Genomic DNA, 19461 nt, shown 5'->3' with positions numbered 1-19461 from the left:
CAGCGGCCAAGCCTGCAGCGGCCAAGCCTGCAGCGGCCAAGCCTGCAGCGGCCAAGCCTGCAGCGGCCAAGCCTGCAGCGGCCAAGCCTGCAGCGGCCAAGCCTGCAGCGGCCAAGCCTGCAACCGCCAAACCCGCAGCCGCCAAACCCGCAGCCGCCAAGCCGGGGTCGTCGCAGGCCTGAGCGGGCCTGCGCTGCCTCAGGCGGCGAAGAAGCGTCCGGCGATGTCTGCGTTCAGCGCCACGCCGGTTTGCCGGGCGCGCTGGAGCAGCGTCCAGTAGTAGCGGTAGGAGGCGCGGTCGTGGAGACGGCCGCCGTGGCGGATCGGGCCCCAGTCGGCATCCTGTGCGGCGCTGAGGATGGCGGCGGCGTCCTCGACTTCCGAGAAGTCGGGCTGCATGGCGGCGACGATGGGGCGGATCTGGTTGGGGTGGATGCTCCACATGCGCAGGAAGCCGAAGCTGCGCGCACGTTCGGCATCGGCGCGGATCACCGCGATGTCGTTGAGTTCGGTGGTGACGTTGTGCGCGGGCACGGCGCCGTTGGCCAGGGCTGCGGCGGCGATCTCGGTCTTGGCGCGGACCACCAGCGGGTGTTCGAACTGTCCGGGACTCTTCATCGCGCTGGCGGGGATGGCGCCGTGGTGGTCGGAGACGAAGTCCATGAGGCCGAAGTCGAGCGATTCGACGCCGTCCAGTGCGGCGATCTGCCAGGCTTCGCGCAGTGCGCCGTGGGTTTCGATGAGCACATGCACGGGCAGTTTGCGGCCGCTTCCGGCGGCGCCCTCGATACGCCGCAGGGCGGCGATCTGGGTGGCCGTATCGGCGGCCGAGCGTACCTTCGGCAGGGTGATGAAGGCCAGCCGGTGGCCGGCACCATGCACGAGGATTTCCAGGTCGGCTTCCCAGTGCGGGTGGGTGATGTCGTGAATGCGCGCGCCGACGCGGCCGTGGCGGTTCTCGGCGTCATTGACCACCTCGACCACCATGCGCGCGTGTTCGGCCTCGGCACCGGCGGCGGCGCCGTCCTCGCAGTCGCAGGTGATGTCGAACACCGGGCCGAGTTCGTTCTGCACGGCAAGGGCCTTGCGCATCAGCTTTTCGGCGCCGGCGTAGTGGTCGACGGCGGGCATGGCGGGGAAGGGCTGTTCGCCCGTGAAGAGGACCTCGGCGGGGTGCAGGGGCATGCGCGTTTCCTGGTCGGAAATGAAAAAAGCCACGGGATTCTACCCCGTGGCTTGTTGCGGGTGGGGCGCCGCAGCGCCGCCCGGCGGGCTTACTTGAGCATGTCGGCGACGGCCGCGCGCTCGTCTTCCAGTTCCTTCAGGGTGAGGTCGATCTTGCCCTGCGAGTAGGCGTCGATCTCCAGACCCTGGATGATCTTGTACTGGCCATCCTTGCATTCGCAGGGGAAGCCGAAGACCACGCCTTCGGGGATGCCGTAGGAGCCGTCGGAGGGCACGCCCATGGTGACCCAGTCGCTGGAGCCAAGGACCCAGTCACGGACGTGGTCGATGGCGGCGTTGGCGGCCGAGGCGGCGGAGGACAGGCCGCGCGCTTCGATGATGGCGGCGCCGCGCTTGCCGACGGTGGGCAGGAAGACGTCGTTGTTCCAGGCGTGATCGTTGATCAGTGCCTTGACGCTGTCACCGTTGGATTCGCAGAAGCGGTAGTCGGCGTACATGGACGGGGAGTGGTTGCCCCACACCACCATCTTCTTCAGCGAGGACACCGCACGGCCGGACTTGGCCGCCAGTTGCGACAGCGCGCGGTTGTGGTCCAGGCGCAGCATGCCGTGGTAGTTGGCCGGGTTGGTGCGGCCAACCTTGATGGCGGCAGCGCGGGCGATGTAGGCGTTGGTGTTGCAGGGGTTGCCGACCACCAGCACGCGCACGTCTTCCTTGGCGTTCTCGGCGATGGCCTTGCCCTGCACGGTGAAGATGGCGCCGTTGGCGGTGAGCAGGTCGGCACGCTCCATGCCGGGGCCGCGCGGACGGGCACCGACCAGCAGGCAGACGTCGGCGTCCTTGAAGGCAACGTTGGGGTCATCGGTGGCGATCATGCCGGCGAGCAGCGGGAAGGCGCAGTCTTCCAGCTCCATCATCACGCCTTTGACGGCCTTCTGGGCCTGCGGCAGGTCGAGCAGTTGCAGGATCACCGGCTGGTCCTTGCCCAGCATTTCGCCACTGGCGATGCGGAACAGCAGGCTGTAGCCGATCTGGCCGGCGGCGCCGGTCACGGCGACGCGCATGGGGGCTTTGCTCATGTAGATACTCCCTCTGGTTAAGACGGTATGATGGATTCGCGGGTGCGCCTCGAAAAGCTCGCTACCGGCGCGCGCGGCGCACGCTGTCGCGACCGGTTGTGGGCAGCCTGGCGATGGTAGAAGCAAGCGTTCCAACTGTCAATTCGTATGATATGTCTTATATAAGACATAAGACATGACGTGGACGAGTTGGAATTTTTGTGTTGAAATACGTCGATGAGCCAGGAATCGCCCACCTTCAGCCCGCTTTACCGCCAGATCAAGAGCCTGATTCTGCAGGCCCTTGAGAGCGGTGAATGGCGCCCCGGGCAGGTCATCCCCAGTGAGCAGGAGCTCGCCGCGCGCTTCAATGTGTCGCAGGGGACGGTGCGCAAGGCCATCGACGAAATGGCCGCCGACAACCTGCTGGTGCGCAAGCAGGGCAAGGGCACCTATGTGGCCTCGCACAACGACCCGCGTGCGCTGTTCCGTTTCCTGCGCCTGGTGCCGATGGATGGCGACCTGTCGCATCCGCAGAGTCTGCCACTGGATTGCTGGCGTGCCAAGGCCGGTCAGGAGGCTTCGCGCATGCTCGGCATCGAGCCCGGCGCGCCGATCATCATCCTGCGCCGTCTGCTGAAGTTCGGCGAGAAGCCGGTGGTGGTCGATGAGATCTATCTTTCCGGCGAGATCTTCCATGGCCTCTCCATGGAGGTGCTGCAGGGCTGGAGCGGCTCGCTCTACAGCCTCTTCGAGACGCGTTACGGCCTGCGCATGATCCGCGCCCAGGAGCGCATCCGCGCGGTGGCGGCCGATCGCTCCACCGCCGAGGCGCTGAAGGTTGTCGAAGGCACGCCGCTGCTGTCGGTGGAGCGCGTCACCTATACCTATGGCGACAAGCCGGTGGAGTGGCGGCGCGGGCTGTATTCGACGGCCGAGCACTATTATCTGAACGAGTTGAATTGAGTCGAAGCGGTTGTTGCGGGGGTTATCGCCCTGCGGGGCGGATATAATCCCGGTCTTTTGGGAGTAGCGGCGGAACGTTCCGTCGCGCATGATGAGGGGAAACTTCATGTCAGAAGTGACTGTGCGCAAACAGAGGCCGAAGCATCTGGCCATACACGAAATCCGGTTGCCGCTGCCGGGCTTCGTTTCGATCCTTCACCGGATCAGCGGGGTAGGGCTGTTCCTGCTGCTGCCTTTCCTGCTTTACCTCTTCGACCTCAGTCTGTCGCAGGACGGTTTTGCCACCTTCAGTGAAGTGGTTGCCCATCCGCTGGCGAAGCTGATCCTGCTGGGTCTGCTGTGGGCCTATCTGCACCACTTCTGTGCCGGCATCCGCTTCCTGCTGCTCGACCTGCACAAGGGCATCGACCTGCAGCCGGCGCGCAATTCCGCCCGCCTCGTCCTGATCGTGAGCCTTGCGCTCACCGCTGTCATCGGAGTCGCACTATGGTAAATCGCATCCTCGTCGGCGCCCACTACGGCCTCAAGGACTGGATCGTCCAGCGCGCAACGGCCGTCTACATGGCCGTGTATACCCTTGTCTTCGCCGCCTGTGCGCTCGCCCTGCCGGAATTCAGCTTCGAATCCTGGTCCGCGCTGTTCGGCAATGGCGTGTTCAAGTTCCTCACCTTCCTGTTCTTCCTGGCGCTGTTCTATCACGCCTGGATCGGGGTGCGTGACCTCTGGATGGACTACGTCAAGCCGGTCGGCGTGCGCCTGACCCTGCATGTGGTTACGATCTTCCTGCTCGTCGGCTACGCCGGCTGGGCTGCCCAGATTCTGTGGAGGCTGTAAGCGTGAACGTCGCCAAGCGTACTTTTGATGCGGTCATCGTCGGTGCCGGTGGCGCCGGCCTGCGCGCCGCGCTGCAACTTTCCGAAGCCGGCCTGAAGACCGCCGTGCTCACCAAGGTCTTCCCGACCCGCTCGCATACCGTGGCAGCGCAGGGCGGGGTGGCTGCTTCCCTGGGCAACTCCACCGAGGACAACTGGCACTGGCACATGTACGACACCGTGAAGGGGTCGGACTGGCTGGGCGACCAGGATGCCATCGAGTTCATGTGCAAGAAGGCCAATGAAGTGGTCGTCGAGCTCGAACATTACGGCATGCCCTTCGACCGTACCGACAACGGCAAGATCTACCAGCGTCCGTTCGGCGGTCACTCGATGAACTACGGCCAGGCCCCGGTGATGCGCTCCTGCGCCGCCGCCGACCGTACCGGCCACGCCATGCTGCACGCGCTGTACCAGCGCAACGTGCGCGCCAACACCCAGTTCTTCGTCGAATGGATGGCGCTGGACCTGATCCGCGACGCCGACGGCGACGTGCTCGGCGTGACCGCGCTGGAAATGGAAACCGGTGAGATCTCCATCTTCCACGCCAAGGCGACCATCTTCGCCACCGGCGGTTCGGGCCGCATCTACTACAGCTCCACCAACGCCTTCATCAACACCGGTGACGGCGTGGGCATGGCGGCGCGTGCCGGCATCCCCCTGGAAGACATGGAGTTCTGGCAGTTCCACCCCACTGGCGTGGCCGGCGCGGGCGTGCTGATCACCGAAGGGGTGCGCGGCGAAGGCGGCATCCTGCGCAACGCCTCCGGCGAGCGCTTCATGGAACGCTACGCCCCGAACCTGAAGGATCTGGCCTCGCGCGACGTGGTTTCGCGTGCGATGACCACGGAGATCAACGAAGGGCGCGGCTGTGGTCCGGACAAGGATCACGTGCTGCTCGACATCACCCACCTGTCGCCCGAGAACATCATGAAGCGCCTGCCCGGCATTCGTGAGATCTCCATCCAGTTCGCCGGTGTGGACCCGATCAAGGCACCGATTCCGGTGGTGCCGACCTGCCACTACCAGATGGGCGGCATTCCGACCAACTACAAGGGCCAGGTCGTGGTGCCGAAGGACGGCAATCCGAACGCCCCGGTGTCCGGCTTCTACGCCGCCGGCGAATGCGCCTGCGCCTCGGTGCACGGCGCCAACCGCCTGGGCACCAACTCGCTGCTCGACCTGCTGGTGTTCGGCAAGTCCGCTGGCGAGACCGTGGTCGAGGACTTCCAGTCCGGTCAGCTCAAGCTCAAGCCGCTGCCGTCCGACGCCGCCGACGTGTCGCTGGCGCGCATCGCCCGCCTCGAAGGCCAGACCAATGGCGAGAGCGTGCATGAAGTGGGCCTGGAAATGCGCCGCACCATGCAGAAACATGCCGGCGTGTTCCGCTTCGACAACCTGCTCAAGGAAGGCGTGCAGAAGATCGCCGAAGTGGCCGAGCGCGCCAAGCACACCGAGATCAAGGACAAGTCCAAGGTGTGGAACACCGCGCGCGTCGAGGCGCTGGAACTGGACAACCTGATCGAAGTCGCGCGCGCCACCATGGTGTCCGCCGAAGCCCGCAAGGAGTCCCGTGGCGCCCACGTGCGCGACGACGCGCCGGATACCGCCGAGAACCCCAACGGCCGCGACGACGCCAACTGGCTCAAGCACACCCTGTGGTACAGCGAAGGCAACCGTCTGGACTACAAGCCGGTGAACCTGAAGCCGCTGTCCGACGACGTGGAACCCATCGCGCTCGCCAAGCGCACCTACTGAGCGCGGGAGTACAAGAGATATGAGCAAGCGTACCGTTCAATTCAAGATCTACCGCTACGATCCCGATCGCGACGAAAAGCCGTACATGCAGGACATCAGCGTTGAGCTGGAGGCTTCCGACAAGAAGCTGCTCGACGCCCTGGTGCGCCTGAAGTCCGTGGATGATTCGCTGTCCTTCCGCCGCTCCTGCCGTGAAGGCGTGTGCGGCTCGGACGCGATGAACATCAACGGCAAGAACGGCCTGGCCTGCCTCACCGACATCGACGGCCTGCCGCAGCCCATCGTGCTGCGTCCGCTGCCCGGCCTGCCGGTGATCCGCGACCTGATCGTGGACATGACGCAGTTCTTCAAGCAGTACCACTCGATCAAGCCCTACCTGGTCAACAACGACCCGGCACCGGAGCGTGAGCGCCTGCAGACGCCGGAGGACCGCGAGGAACTCAACGGCCTCTACGAGTGCATCCTGTGTGCGTGCTGCTCGACCTCCTGCCCGTCGTTCTGGTGGAACCCCGACAAGTTCGTCGGCCCCGCCGGTCTGCTGGCAGCCTACCGCTTCATCGCCGACACGCGCGACCAGGCCACCAACGAGCGCCTCGACAACCTCGAGGACCCGTACCGTCTGTTCCGCTGCCACACCATCATGAACTGCGTCGACGTCTGTCCGAAGGGTCTCAACCCGACCCGTGCCATCGGCAAGATCAAGGACGCCATGGTCAGGCGGGCTGTATGACGATCGATCGGGGGCGCGTACGCTGGCAGTGCAGGCGGGCTCTGCTGGAGCTCGACCTGGTGTTTGCGCGCTTCCTCGATCGCCACTTCGATCGTCTCAGTGACGATCAACTGGCGGACCTCGACGACCTGCTGCGCTGCGACGACTACGACATCTGGGGGATGGTCAATGGCAGCAAGCCGTGTGAGGAACAACGCTGGAAGGAAATGATCGCTCTGTTGCGCGAACCCTGACGCAACGGAAGTGATCATCGACAGGGAGTCAGGCCTGCCGGCAACAGGGCGGGCAAGCAGATAGTTAAACGGGCAAGGAAGAGGGACAAAACCTATGAGCACTGAACGCATTGCAACCCTGAACGTGGATGGCAAGACCGTCGAATTTCCGGTGATGACCGGGACCCATGGGCAGGATGTCATCGACATCCGTACCCTCGGCGCCAAGACGGGTCTGTTCACCTATGATTCGGGCTTCCTGTCGACGGCCAGCTGCAAGTCCGCGATCACCTTCATCGACGGTGACAAGGGCGAACTGCTGTACCGCGGCTATCCGATCGAGCAGCTTGCCGACAAGTGCAGCTTCCTCGAAGTGGCCTACCTGCTGAAGAACGGCGAGCTGCCCAATGCAGCTCAGAAGAAGGAGTTCGAGACCACCATCAAGAACCACACGATGGTGCACGACCAGCTTACCCGCTTCTTCAACGGCTTCCGCCGCGATGCCCATCCGATGGCCATCATGGTCGGCGTGGTCGGCGCCCTGTCGGCCTTCTACCACGAGGCGATGGACTTCTCCGATCAGGAGCATCGCAACATCTCGATCAACCGCCTGATCGCCAAGCTGCCCACCATCGTCGCGATGGCCTACAAGTACAACACCGGGCAGCCTTTCATGTATCCGCGCAACGACCTCGGCTACACCGCCAACTTCATGCACATGATGTTCGGCACGCCGTGCGAGGAGTACAAGCCCAACCCGGTGCTGGTGCGCGCGCTGGACGTGATCTTCACCCTGCACGCCGATCACGAGCAGAACGCCTCCACCTCCACGGTGCGTCTGGCCGGCTCCTCCGGCGCCAACCCCTTCGCCTGCATCTCCGCCGGCATCGCCTGCCTGTGGGGTCCGGCGCACGGTGGCGCCAACGAGGCCTGCCTCAACATGCTCGAAGAGATCGGTGACGTCTCGCGCGTCAATGAGTACATCGCCCGCGCCAAGGACAAGAACGACAGCTTCAAGCTGATGGGCTTCGGCCACCGCGTGTACAAGAACTTTGACCCGCGCGCCAAGCTGATGCGCAAGATCTGCCACGAAGTGCTGGGCGAACTGGGCCTGGAGAACGACCGCCTGTTCAAGCTCGCCATGGAGCTGGAAAAGATCGCGCTGGAAGATCCGTACTTCGTCGAGAAGAAGCTCTACCCCAACGTCGACTTCTACTCCGGCATCGTGCAGAAGGCCCTGGGCATCCCGACCTCCATGTTCACCTGCATCTTCGCGCTGGCGCGCACGGTGGGCTGGATCACCCAGTGGGAAGAAATGATCACCGATCCGGAATACAAGATCGGCCGTCCGCGCCAGTTGTACATCGGCGCCGCGTGCCGCGACGTTCCGGACCTGGGACAACGTCCGTAAGAGACGATGGAGAGGGGAGGGGGCCTCACACCGAGATAGCCGCCTGGATCGGGGTGGCCGCGCCTGCGCGGTCATCCCGTTTTTCCATCGGCGTGCCATCGCATGGCAGGCTGCCGCCGCATTGCCCTGAGCAGGGAAACAAAATCACCACAGGTGGCTTTCATCATGATGAAGCAACATCTATCCACTTCGCATCTGTTCGGCAGCAACGCGCCGTTCATCGAAGAGCTCTACGAGAACTATCTCGCCGATCCGGCCTCGGTGCCGGAGAACTGGCGCGGCTATTTCGACCAGTTGCAGAGCCAGGCCGGTGCCGCGGTGCGCGACGTCGCCCACGGACCGGTGATCGCCGCGTTCGAACAGATGGCCAAGCGCGGCCCGGTGCGCACCGTCGCCGCCGGTGACGACGACAAGCGCCAGGTCAGCACGCTGCAGCTGATCAATGCCTACCGCTTCCTCGGCAACCGCTGGGCCAACCTCGATCCGCTCAAGCGTACCGAGCGCCCGCAGATCGCCGAGCTGGAGCCGTCCTACTACGGCTTCACCGAAGCCGACCTCAACAAGCAGTTCAACGTCGGCTCCTTCCACGGCTTCTCCACCGATCACGCCACCCTGCGCGAGATCCTCGAAGCCCTGCGCCAGACCTACTGCGGTTCGATCGGTTCGGAGTACATGTACATCTCCGACATCCAGCAGAAGCGCTGGATCCAGAGCCGCCTGGAGAGCATCCGCGGCACCCCGCGCTTCTCGGTGGAAATGAAGAAGCGCATCCTCGAGCGCGCCACCGCCGCCGAGACCCTGGAGAAGTACCTCCACACCAAGTACGTCGGCCAGAAGCGTTTCTCGCTCGAAGGCGGTGAGTCGACCATCGTTGCGATGGATGAGCTGATCCGCGTCGCCGGTGGCCTGGGGGCGCAGGAGATCGTCATCGGCATGGCCCACCGCGGCCGTCTCAACGTGCTGGTGAACACCCTTGGCAAGTCGCCGTCGATGCTCTTCGCCGAGTTCGAAGGCCGCGCCGGTGGCAACCTCTCCGCCGGAGACGTGAAGTACCACATGGGCTTCTCGTCCGATGTGATGAGCCCGGGCGGCCCGGTGCACCTCACCCTGGCGTTCAACCCCTCCCACCTGGAGATCATCAACCCGGTGGTCGAAGGTTCGGTGTTCGCCCGTCAGGTGCGCCGCAAGGACAGCGAGAAGAACCAGGTGGTGCCGGTGCTGATCCACGGCGACTCCGCCGTTGCCGGCCAGGGCGTGAACCAGGAGATGCTCAACTTCTCCCAGACCCGCGGCTACGGTACCGGCGGCACGGTGCATATCGTCATCAACAACCAGATCGGTTTCACCACCTCCGACCCGCGCGACTACCGCTCCGGGCTGTACTGCACCGAGATCTTCAAGATGGTCGAGGCGCCGATCTTCCACGTCAATGGCGACGACCCGGAAGCGGTGGCCTTCGTTACCGCGCTGGCGGTGGAGTTCCGCCAGCAGTTCAAGAAGGACGTGGTGGTCGATATCGTCTGCTACCGCAAGCTCGGCCACAACGAGCAGGACGAGCCGATGGTCACCCAGCCGCTGATGTATCGCAAGATCGCCCAGCATCCGGGTACCCGCAAGCTCTACGCCGAACGCCTGGTCGCCGAAGGCTCGCTGGCTGCCGACGATCCCGAGCAGATGATCAAGGAGTACCGCGAGCATCTGGACAAGGGCGAACTGCTCTACAACCCGGTACTCTCCGGTCACAACCGCCAGTTCTCGGTGGACTGGACGCCCTTCCTCAACCAGCCCTACACCGACGAAGGCGAAACCGCCATTCCGCTGCAGGAGATCAAGCGGCTGTCGGAGCGTCTGACCACGCTGCCGGAAGGTTTCGCGCTGCACTCGCGGGTCAAGAAGATCGTCGATGACCGTGCGGCGATGGGTCGTGGTGAGGCGCCGATCGACTGGGGCATGGGCGAGAACCTTGCCTACGCCAGCCTGCTGGCGCAGGGCTACGGCGTGCGCATTTCCGGCGAGGACGTCGGCCGTGGCACCTTCTTCCACCGCCATGCGGTGTTCCATGACCAGAAGCGCGAACACTGGTCCGAAGGCAGCTACAAGCCACTGGCACACATCCAGGACGGTCAGGCGCTGTTCCAGTGCTTCGACTCGGTGCTTTCCGAAGAGGCCGTGCTGGCCTTCGAATACGGCTACGCGACCACCGAGCCCAACGAGCTGGTGGTGTGGGAAGCGCAGTTCGGCGACTTCGTGAACGGCGCCCAGGTCGTCCTCGACCAGTTCATCAGCTCCGGTGAGGCCAAGTGGGGCCGTCTGTGCGGTCTCACCCTGATGCTGCCGCACGGCTACGAAGGGCAGGGGCCGGAGCACTCCTCCGCGCGTCTGGAGCGCTTCATGAACATGGCGGCGGAAAACAACTGGCAGGTCTGCGTGCCCACCACGCCCAGCCAGATCTTCCACCTCCTGCGTCGCCAGATGATCCGCAAGGTGCGCAAGCCGCTGGTGATCATTACCCCGAAGTCGCTGCTGCGCCACAAGGAGGCGATCTCGTCGATGGACGAGCTGGCCTACGGCCAGTTCCGCACCGTCATCGGCGAAACCGAGCAGCTCGACCCCAAGAAGGTCAAGCGCGTGGTGCTGTGCCAGGGCAAGATCTACTACGAACTGCTCGCCCATCGCCGCGAGCAGGGCATCAAGGACACCGCGCTGGTGCGCATCGAGCAGCTCTACCCCTTCCCGGCGGAAGAGTTTGCGAAGGCCATCAACGAGTTCCCCAATGCCAAGGAAATCGTCTGGTGCCAGGAAGAGCCGCGCAACCAGGGGGCCTGGTACTGGCTGGCCTCGCGTCAGCACCTGGTCAATGTGCTCGGCCCGAAGCGCAAGCTGCTGCTGGTCAGCCGCCCGGCTGCGGCCTCGCCGGCGGTGGGCTACTACGCCAAGCACAACCAGCAGCAGAAGGAAGTCATCGAGCACGCTTTCGGCCCGATCACCGACACCACGCCGCAGAACCCCAATCAATAAAGACACACACCGGGAGAGATACACATGCTGATCGAAGTCAAGGTACCGCAACTGTCCGAGTCCGTCTCCGAAGCCACGCTGGTGTCGTGGCACAAGAAGGAGGGCGACGCCGTTTCGCGTGATGAGAACCTCATCGACATCGAGACCGACAAGGTCGTGCTGGAAACCCCCGCGCCGGCCGACGGCGTGCTGGTGAAGATCATCAAGGTCGATGGCGACACCGTCACCTCCGGTGAGCTGATTGCCCAGATCGACACCGAAGCCAAGGCCGCCAGTGGCGCCGCCAAGCCCGCCGAGCCGGTGCAGGCGGTGACCCCGCCGCCGGCGGCTGCCCCCGCTGCGGCTGCCGCAGCCGGCACCGCCAGCCCGGCGGCCCGCAAGATCCTCGACGAGAAGGGCATTGCCGCCGGCGACGTTGCCGGCAGCGGTCGTGGCGGTCGCGTCACCAAGGAAGACGCCGTTGCCGCACAGCCCAAGGCTGCCGCTGCCCCGGCGGTGATCGCCGCGGTCGGCGACCGTGCCGAAGAGCGCGTGCCGATGACCCGCCTGCGCGCCCGCATCGCCGAGCGCCTGCTGCAGTCGAAGAACGAGAACGCCATCCTGACCACCTTCAACGAGGTGAACATGGCGCCGGTGATGGCGCTGCGCAAGCAGTACGGCGAGAAGTTCGAGAAGGCGCACGGCGTGCGTCTGGGCTTCATGGGTTTCTTCGTCAAGGCCGCGGTGGCCGCGCTGAAGAAGTTCCCCATCCTCAACGCCTCGGTCGACGGCAATGACATCGTCTACCACGGCTACATCGACATCGGCATCGCGGTCGGTTCCCCGCGCGGCCTGGTGGTGCCCATCCTGCGCAACGCCGAGTCGATGTCGGTCGCCGAGATCGAACTGAAGATCGCCGAATTCGGCCAGAAGGCCAAGGATGGCAAGCTGTCGATGGAAGAGCTTTCCGGCGGCACCTTCTCGATCTCCAACGGTGGCGTGTTCGGCTCGATGATGTCCACCCCGATCATCAACCCGCCGCAGTCGGCGATCCTCGGCATCCATGCCACCAAGGATCGTCCGGTGGTGGAGAACGGCCAGATCGTCATCCGCCCGATCAACTACCTGGCGATGTCCTACGACCACCGCATCATCGACGGCCGCGAAGCCGTGCTGGGGCTGGTGACCATGAAGGAAGCGCTGGAAGATCCGGCCCGCCTGATCCTCGACGTCTGATAACGCCGGCGGGGCGCGCAGGCACGGGAGTGCGCTCCCGTGGGGGGGCGCGCCCCGTGAGTCCTTTTAGGGAGAGAGTTCAATGTCCAAGCAATTCGACGTCCTCGTCGTCGGCGGTGGCCCCGGTGGCTATGTCGCGGCCATCCGTGCGGCCCAGCTCGGTTTCAAGACCGCGTGCTGCGAATCCAATCCGTATGCCGATCCGAAGGGCGAGCCCCGCCTCGGCGGTACCTGCCTGAACGTTGGCTGCATTCCGTCGAAGGCGCTGCTGCATACCTCGCACGTCTTCGAGGAAGCCGCTCACGGCTTCGAGGCCCAGGGCATCAGCGTCGGCACGCCGAAGATCGACGTGGCCAAGATGATCGGCCGCAAGAACGGCATCGTCGACCAGCTCACCGGCGGCATCAAGGGGCTGTTCAAGAAGAACAAGGTCACCCAGCTCAACGGTCACGGCAGCTTCGTCAAGCAGGTCGCCGACGGCTGGGAGATGAAGGTCGGCGAGGAGACCGTGGTCGCCAAGCAGGTCATCGTCGCCACCGGCTCCAAGGCGCGCCATCTGGAAGGCATTCCGGTCGACAACAAGCTGGTCTGCGACAACGTCGGCGCGCTGGACATCGATGCCGTGCCGAAGAAGCTGGCGATCATCGGTGCCGGCGTGATCGGCCTCGAGATGGGCTCGGTGTGGCGCCGCCTGGGTGCGGACGTCACCATTCTGGAGGCCATGCCCGAGTTTCTCGCCGCTGCCGACCAGGACATCGCCAAGGAGGCGTTCAAGCTTCTCACCAAGCAGGGTCTGAAGATCAACCTGGGTGTGAAGATCGGCGACGTCAAGGTGGGCAAGAAGAGCGTGTCGCTGGCCTACACCGACAAGGACGGCGCCGAGCAGAAGCTGGATGCCGACCGCCTGATCGTCTCGGTGGGTCGCGTGCCCAACACCGACGGCCTGAACGCCGCAGCCGTGGGCCTGAAGCTCAATGAGCGCGGCATGATCGAGGTGGACGACCATTGCCGCACCAACCTGCCCGGCGTGTGGGCGGTGGGCGACGTGGTGCGCGGCCCGATGCTGGCGCACAAGGCCATGGAAGAGGCGGTGATGGTTGCCGAGGTGATGGCGGGCCAGGCCGGCCACTGCAACTTCGACACCGTGCCGTGGATCATCTACACCGCGCCGGAAATCGCCTGGGTCGGCAAGACCGAACAGCAGCTGAAGGCTGAAGGCGTGGCCTACAAGGCCGGCAAGATCCCCTTCGCCTTCAACGGCCGCGCCATGGGCATGGCCGCACCGGAAGGCTTCGTGAAGATGCTCGCCGACGCCAAGACCGATCGCATCCTCGGTGTGCACATCATCGGCGCCTCGGCCTCCGAGCTGGTCGCCGAAGCCGTGGTGACGATGGAGTTCGGCGGTGCCTCGGAAGACCTGGCGCGCATCTGCCACGGTCACCCGACCATGTCGGAAGCGGTGCACGAAGCCGCGCTGGCCTGCGACAAGCGCCCGCTGCACGCCTGATTCGCCCTTCGCGAACTGGCCGGGGAGAAGTTCCGGATGCCTGGGGCATCAGGGAGCTTCTCCCTTTTTCGTCCCTGACAGCCCATCATAGCCAACCATGCCCCACCGTATCCTGAACGTTCCCGAACGCGGCATGCTCGACGCCTACGAGGCGCAGCTCGCCGCGCGCGGTTTCCAGTCCGATCCCGCGCAGCGCGCCGCGGCGCAGCGCCTGCAGCAGCTGTATGCCGAGCTGCTGGGCTTCAAGGCGGCACGGCGCAGCCGTCTGCACAAGATCTTCGTGCGTCCGCAGATGCCGCGCAGCGTCTATTTCTGGGGTGGAGTGGGGCGCGGCAAGAGCTTCCTGATGGACTGCTTCTTCGACGCCGTACCGTACCGGCGCAAGCGTCGGGTGCACTTCCATGCCTTCATGCAGGAAGTGCAGAACGACCTCAAGAACCACAATCACGAACCCGATCCGCTGCAGAAGGTCGCCGACCGCATCGCCGCCGAGGCGCGCCTGCTGTGCTTCGATGAGTTCCACGTCTCCGACATCGCCGATGCGATGATCCTCGGGCGCCTGCTCGAAGCGCTCTTCGCCCGCGGCGTGATCCTGGTGATGACCACCAACTACCCGCCCGACGGTCTCTACCCGAACGGGCTGATGCGGATCAATTTCCTGCCGACGATAGAGATGATCAAGCGTCGCTTCGACGTCATCGAGGTCGACGACGGTACCGATTACCGCCTGCGCACGCTGGAGAAGATCGAGATCTACCTGGTGCCGCACGACGATGCCGCGCAGGCCAAGATGCTCGACGATTTCCGTCGCCTTGCCGGCGGCGAGGGCGAGGGCGGCGACATCGAGGTGCTTGAACGCCGCCTGCCGGTGGTGCGCCGTGCGCCGGGGGTAATCTGGTTCGATTTCGCCACCCTGTGTGGTGGCCCGCGTTCACAGAACGACTATCTGGAGATCGCCCGCGAGCACCACACCGTGCTGCTCTCCGCGGTGCCGAAGATGAGTGCCGGGCAGGCTTCCGAAGCGCGCCGCTTCACCTGGCTGATCGACGTCCTCTACGACCACCGCGTCAAGCTGGTGATGAGCGCCGCCGTGGACGCCCCCGAGCTGTACGTCGAGGGCCACAACGCGCACGAGTTCGTGCGCACCGTCAGCCGCCTGATCGAGATGCGCACGCGCGACTACCTGGCCGAACCCCACCGCGTGGATTGAGGCCCGTTCAGGCCTTGACGTCGATGTTCTGCCCCAGATGGGGCGGGTTGGCGGGGGCCGGCGGCTGGGGCAGGGCGGCGAGCAGCTGCGCCGCGCTGGCGGCCTGCTGGTCGAGCGCCTTGCGCAGCACGCGCAGGCTCACCGCGTCACCGGTACGTGCCTGGCTGAGGTCGCTGGCAATGCTGGCGATGGTCGATACATCCATGACGGACTCCGGCTGAAACGGTTGTCAGGGCAGGGTGCTGGCGCTCAGCGCGCCAGGCGGAAGCGGCCCACGGTGTTCTCCAGTGCTTCGCCGAGGGCGTGCAGTTCGTCCGCGCGGGCGAGCGAATCGCTCGTTGCGGTGTGGTTCTGTTCGCTCATCTGGGCAATGCGCTCGATGCTCTGGGCAATGTCGGTACTCGCCGAGCGTTGCTCGCGCAGCGCGGCATTGATCGATGCCACCGCCTCGCGCACGTGGTGCGAGCCTTCTTCCAGCGATGCCACCGCCTCGCGTGCGCGGCCGGCGCTCTCCGCGCCCTTGTCGGCCAGTTCGCGGCCCTCGTCCATGCTGGCCACGGCCTGGTGGGTGCTGGCCTGCACGCGCTGGATCATTGCGGTGATTTCGTGGGTGGATTGCGCCGTGCGTTCGGCGAGCTTGCGCACCTCATCGGCGACCACGGCAAAACCGCGGCCCTGTTCGCCGGCGCGCGCAGCTTCGATGGCGGCGTTGAGGGCGAGCAGGTTGGTCTGCTCGGCAACGCCCTGGATGACCTTGACAATGTCGGAGATGCCCTCGGCGCTGGCGCCGAGGTCGGCCATCACTTCGGTCGAGGCGGCCATGCGCTCGGCGATCTTGCCGATCGTGGAGGCCGCTTCGTTGATCACCGCGACGCTGCTCTGCACGTGTTCGGTGGTGTTCTCGGTGAGGCGGTCGGCATCGTCGGCATGCTCGGAGACCTGCGAGATGCTTACCGTCATCTCCTCCACGGCAGCGGCAATCGCGCTGCCGGCCTCGCTCTGCTGCAGCGAGGCGTCGGCAATCTGCTTTTCGTTGGCGCGCAGGGTCTCGATGGCGCTGGCAACGCTGTGGGCATGACGGCGGATCTCGCCGATGGTGCCGATGAGGCCCTCCTGCATGGAGCGCATCGCACCGAGCAGGCTGTCATTGTCGCCGTCGCGCACTTCCACCGCCTGGTCGAGCTGGCCGGCAGCGATGCGGCGGGCAACCTCGGCGGCGTAGGAGGGTTCGCCACCGAGCTGGCGGATGAGGTCGCGGATGACGTACAGCGAGGCGCCGACGCAGGCCACCAGGGCGATGGCGGCAAGCACCAGGGCAATGGTGTAGGCGCGCTCGAGTCCTGCCACCACCTCATCCTTGACCTCCGCGGAGAGGCCGCCGAGGTACTCGATCTGTTCCATCAGCGCACCGCGCATCTCGCGCCAGGTCGGGGTTTCGTCGCGGTTGAGGACCTGGCGCGCGCCATCGAGATCGCCGGCGCGCACGTGCTGCAGCACGCGTGCCTGGTGTGCCGGCCAGCGTGCATGAATGTCGGTAATCTTCGCCGTGGTGGCACTGCCGCCCTTGAGCACGTGGGCGCTGGCCTTGACACGCTCGATGACCTCGTTGAAGCCCGCCTGGGCGCGCTCGAAGTTGGTGTAGGCCTGCGGATTGGCCGGATCGAGGAGGATGTTGCGCAGCGCCTGGCCCATCTGCAGGCCCTGCGCATAGGCGTTGGTGACGTCGCGTTCGACCGCCAGTTCATCGTCGATGAAGTCGAGCAGTTTCTGCTCGCCACGCTGCATCTGCCACAACGAGCCGGCAATGGCGGCAATGAACAGGCCGCAGGTGACAATGACCAGGAAGCTGAGTTGGGCGCGGACTGAAGTGCGTCGGGTGGTGGCCATGAGATGGATCCTCGTCGTTTCTTATTGGGTGCCGGTCGATCTCCCTGCGCCTCTCCCTCCAGAGCATGCTGCGGGACGACCCTTACTGCTTTAACGGCAGTCTGACCATAACTTTAGCCCCAGATCGATACGGCTGGCATTAAGTATTTCCTGAATTGAGCAGCAGGGTGTCGATCGGCACCCGCAAACCCCCGGAAATGAGCCCGAATGGGGGGCTTGATTCACAGTTTGATCTATGCCCACAGATATAGACTGTGATGCATCCGGCAGTGTCTTTGCCGGAGCGCTGCGGCGGCGACGCCGTTTTACACCAGGGTGAGCGATCAAATGAAGAACAACCAGCCCGTGACCACGACCGAGGTGCCCTTTCCGCGTGGGCAGTACCTGGTCTCGCGTACCGACCTGAAGGGGCGCATCGTCGATGCCAACGATGCCTTCATCACTCTGAGCGGCTTCACCCGCGAGGAGCTGATCGGCCAGAGCCACAACATCGTCCGCCATCCGGACATGCCGCCGGCGGCCTTCGAGGACATGTGGCGGACCCTGAAGTCCGGCAAGCCGTGGCGGGGAATGGTCAAGAACCGCTGCAAGAACGGCGATTACTACTGGGTCAATGCCCTTGTCGTGCCGGTCACGCGCAACGGCCAGGGCGAGGGCTACATGTCGGTGCGCGCCGAACCCAGCCGCCAGCAGGTGGCGCAGGCGGAAGCCCTGTATGCGGCGATGCGCGCCGGCAAGGCAAGCATGCCGAGGGCCAGGCGCTCGTTCGCCGACCTCTCCCTGCGCACCCGCCTGGTCGCCGTGGTGGCGCTGGCGGCGCTGGCGGTGGCGGTGGTGCTGTGGCAGGGGCTGGCCGGGATGGCGCAGGCGAACCGCGCGCTGCATGAGGTCTATGAAGCCAAGCTGGTGCCCGCCAACCTTGCCAACGAGGTGGTCTACCTGCTCGGCGACAACCGTTCGCAGATCGCCCTCGCGCTGCAGCATGAGCCCAGCAACCCCTTTGTCAACATGCACGATCACCCGGTGGGGCTGCACGTCGAGGCGACCCTGCGCAACCGCGAACGCATCAACGAACTCATCCGCCGCATCGAGGCGATGCCGCTGAGTGTGCGCGAGCGTGAGCTGATGGCGGTGTTTGGCGAGGTGCGCGAGCGTTTTTCCCGCGAAGGGGTGAATGCCGCCCGCGAAGCCATTGCGCGCGACAACTATCTGCTCGCCAACCAGCTGCTGCTGCAGAAGATCAATCCCATCTACGGCGAGATGATCGCCGCCTCGCGGGCCCTCATGGGCGAGCTGGAAAGCTCGGCGGCAGCGAGCTTTGCCGCCGCCGAGGCGCGCTACGACGCGACGCTGCGTAACAATCTCCTGATCGGTGGGGGGATGATCGCGGCGGTGCTGCTGATCGCCTTCTTCACCATCTCGCGCATGGGCAAGGATCTGCAGGCCTTGCGCACTTCGCTCGGGCGCATTGCCGAAGGCGACCTCAGCGAGGAATTCACCGGCTGCCGCGGCGACGAACTCGGCGCCCTGGCATGTACGCTGGCGGTGACGCAGACGCGCATGAAGGTGATGCTCGACCGCGTGCTGCGGGCCAGCCAGATGATCGAGGCGCAGGTGACCACGGTGCGCGCCGACATGGCCCAGGTGGCCGAGCAGTCCAGCCGCCAGCAGACCCAGGTGGAAAGCGTTGCCGCGGCCACCGAGGAGTTCAGCGAGTCGGTGCAGGAGGTCTCTGCCAGTGTCCAGAACGCCGCCAACTCCGCTGCCGAGTCGCGTGCGCTGGTAAAGACCACCAGCGCCTCGATCGAGCACAGCATGGCGGCCACCGGCAAGGTGGTGGGGGTGGTGCAGGAGGCCAGCGGCGCCATCCATGAACTGGAGGAAAGCGTTGCCAGCATCGGCGACATCACCCGCAGCATTCAGGAGATTGCCGAGCAGACCAACCTGCTTGCCCTCAACGCCGCCATCGAGGCTGCGCGCGCCGGCGAAATGGGGCGCGGCTTTGCCGTCGTCGCCGACGAGGTGCGCAAGCTGGCCGAGCGCACCGCATCGAGCACCTCCACCATCACCGGGCGCGTGGCGCAGATCCAGAGCGTCACCACCCGCGCGGTGGGTTCGATGAATACCGCGGTGAGCGAGGTGGAGTCCGGCATGGCGCTGATGCAGCACAGTGCCGATGGCCTGGAGGAGGTGGTGGTGGTCAGCGACCGCGTTGCCGAGGAGGCCGGGCACATCGCCGAGGCGGCCAACCAGCAGGCCACGGCGAGTACCGAGGTGGCGCGCAGCATGGAGGAGGTGGCGGCGATGGTGGAGCGCAATGTTGCCGCTGCCGCGCAGGCCTCCCAGGCCTGTGACGCCCTGGCCCAGGGCGCCCAGGGGCTGCGCGCGCTGGTCGGCGAGTTCAAGGTGTAGAAGCGGCAAGGGCTCCCCGC

General features: G+C 65.2%; 17 protein-coding genes. 13 read left to right on the top strand and 4 right to left on the bottom strand.

Annotated elements, in window-relative coordinates; all coding sequences use genetic code 11:
* A partial coding sequence (locus C8261_RS17590; RefSeq protein ID WP_235864860.1) for a hypothetical protein occupies window positions 1-182 on the top strand: 182 nt, incomplete at its 5' end.
* 16 nt (window positions 183-198) lie between these two features.
* On the opposite strand, the gene C8261_RS07105 is transcribed toward C8261_RS17590, so the two are convergent.
* The gene (locus tag C8261_RS07105; protein ID WP_107492953.1) at window positions 199-1185 is read right to left on the bottom strand and encodes an HpcH/HpaI aldolase/citrate lyase family protein; all 987 of its coding nucleotides are present in this window, start codon (window positions 1183-1185) and stop codon (window positions 199-201) included.
* A gap of 89 nt (window positions 1186-1274) precedes the next feature.
* On the bottom strand, window positions 1275-2264 hold the full coding sequence (locus C8261_RS07100) for a malate dehydrogenase (RefSeq protein WP_107492952.1): 990 nt from the start codon (window positions 2262-2264) through the stop codon (window positions 1275-1277).
* Between the two features lie 216 nt (window positions 2265-2480).
* Between C8261_RS07100 and C8261_RS07095 the strand changes: the two genes are divergently transcribed.
* From C8261_RS07095 to zapE, 11 genes are all read left to right on the top strand, one after another.
* Window positions 2481-3209, top strand: a complete 729-nt coding sequence (locus tag C8261_RS07095; protein ID WP_107492951.1) for a GntR family transcriptional regulator — start codon at window positions 2481-2483, stop codon at window positions 3207-3209.
* 106 nt (window positions 3210-3315) lie between these two features.
* The gene (sdhC, locus tag C8261_RS07090; protein ID WP_107492950.1) at window positions 3316-3702 is read left to right on the top strand and encodes a succinate dehydrogenase, cytochrome b556 subunit; all 387 of its coding nucleotides are present in this window, start codon (window positions 3316-3318) and stop codon (window positions 3700-3702) included.
* Window positions 3696-4043 (top strand): succinate dehydrogenase, hydrophobic membrane anchor protein, encoded by a 348-nt coding sequence (gene sdhD / locus C8261_RS07085; protein WP_107492949.1) that lies wholly within the window; start codon window positions 3696-3698, stop codon window positions 4041-4043. The genes sdhC and sdhD overlap by 7 nt, the downstream gene beginning before the upstream one ends.
* A gap of 2 nt (window positions 4044-4045) precedes the next feature.
* The gene (gene sdhA / locus C8261_RS07080) at window positions 4046-5839 is read left to right on the top strand and encodes a succinate dehydrogenase flavoprotein subunit (RefSeq protein WP_107492948.1); all 1794 of its coding nucleotides are present in this window, start codon (window positions 4046-4048) and stop codon (window positions 5837-5839) included.
* Between the two features lie 19 nt (window positions 5840-5858).
* Complete coding sequence (locus C8261_RS07075; protein ID WP_107492947.1) at window positions 5859-6569, top strand: succinate dehydrogenase iron-sulfur subunit; 711 nt, start codon at window positions 5859-5861, stop codon at window positions 6567-6569.
* Window positions 6566-6802 carry an FAD assembly factor SdhE gene (locus tag C8261_RS07070; protein WP_107492946.1) on the top strand — a complete coding sequence of 79 codons (237 nt, stop codon included), beginning with the start codon at window positions 6566-6568 and terminating at the stop codon, window positions 6800-6802. Before C8261_RS07075 ends, C8261_RS07070 begins: the two co-directional genes overlap by 4 nt.
* A gap of 94 nt (window positions 6803-6896) precedes the next feature.
* On the top strand, window positions 6897-8192 hold the full coding sequence (gene gltA / locus C8261_RS07065; RefSeq protein WP_107492945.1) for a citrate synthase: 1296 nt from the start codon (window positions 6897-6899) through the stop codon (window positions 8190-8192).
* Window positions 8193-8357: 165 nt separating this feature from the next.
* Window positions 8358-11210, top strand: a complete 2853-nt coding sequence (locus tag C8261_RS07060; RefSeq protein ID WP_107492984.1) for a 2-oxoglutarate dehydrogenase E1 component — start codon at window positions 8358-8360, stop codon at window positions 11208-11210.
* 24 nt (window positions 11211-11234) lie between these two features.
* Window positions 11235-12425: a 2-oxoglutarate dehydrogenase complex dihydrolipoyllysine-residue succinyltransferase gene (gene odhB / locus C8261_RS07055; protein WP_107492944.1), complete on the top strand. Its 1191-nt coding sequence runs from the start codon at window positions 11235-11237 to the stop codon at window positions 12423-12425.
* 82 nt (window positions 12426-12507) lie between these two features.
* A complete protein-coding gene (gene lpdA / locus C8261_RS07050) occupies window positions 12508-13932 on the top strand; it encodes a dihydrolipoyl dehydrogenase (protein ID WP_107492943.1) in 1425 nt (474 codons plus the stop codon).
* Between the two features lie 97 nt (window positions 13933-14029).
* Window positions 14030-15142, top strand: a complete 1113-nt coding sequence (gene zapE / locus C8261_RS07045) for a cell division protein ZapE (protein ID WP_107492942.1) — start codon at window positions 14030-14032, stop codon at window positions 15140-15142.
* A gap of 7 nt (window positions 15143-15149) precedes the next feature.
* Here the strand turns inward: zapE and C8261_RS07040 are convergent, their stop codons facing one another.
* Both C8261_RS07040 and C8261_RS07035 read right to left on the bottom strand, forming a co-directional pair.
* Window positions 15150-15347: a putative motility protein gene (locus tag C8261_RS07040; RefSeq protein WP_107492941.1), complete on the bottom strand. Its 198-nt coding sequence runs from the start codon at window positions 15345-15347 to the stop codon at window positions 15150-15152.
* Window positions 15348-15391: 44 nt separating this feature from the next.
* Window positions 15392-17029 (bottom strand): methyl-accepting chemotaxis protein, encoded by a 1638-nt coding sequence (locus C8261_RS07035; RefSeq protein WP_107492940.1) that lies wholly within the window; start codon window positions 17027-17029, stop codon window positions 15392-15394.
* Window positions 17030-17356: 327 nt separating this feature from the next.
* Between C8261_RS07035 and C8261_RS17300 the strand changes: the two genes are divergently transcribed.
* Window positions 17357-19441, top strand: a complete 2085-nt coding sequence (locus C8261_RS17300) for a methyl-accepting chemotaxis protein (protein ID WP_107492939.1) — start codon at window positions 17357-17359, stop codon at window positions 19439-19441.
* The last annotated feature ends 20 nt before the right edge of the window (window positions 19442-19461 follow it).

The sequence above is a fragment of the Pseudothauera lacus genome (assembly GCF_003034845.1).
GTDB classification, from domain to species: domain Bacteria; phylum Pseudomonadota; class Gammaproteobacteria; order Burkholderiales; family Rhodocyclaceae; genus Pseudothauera; species Pseudothauera lacus.
This window is presented reverse-complemented; position numbering and strand designations above follow the sequence as displayed.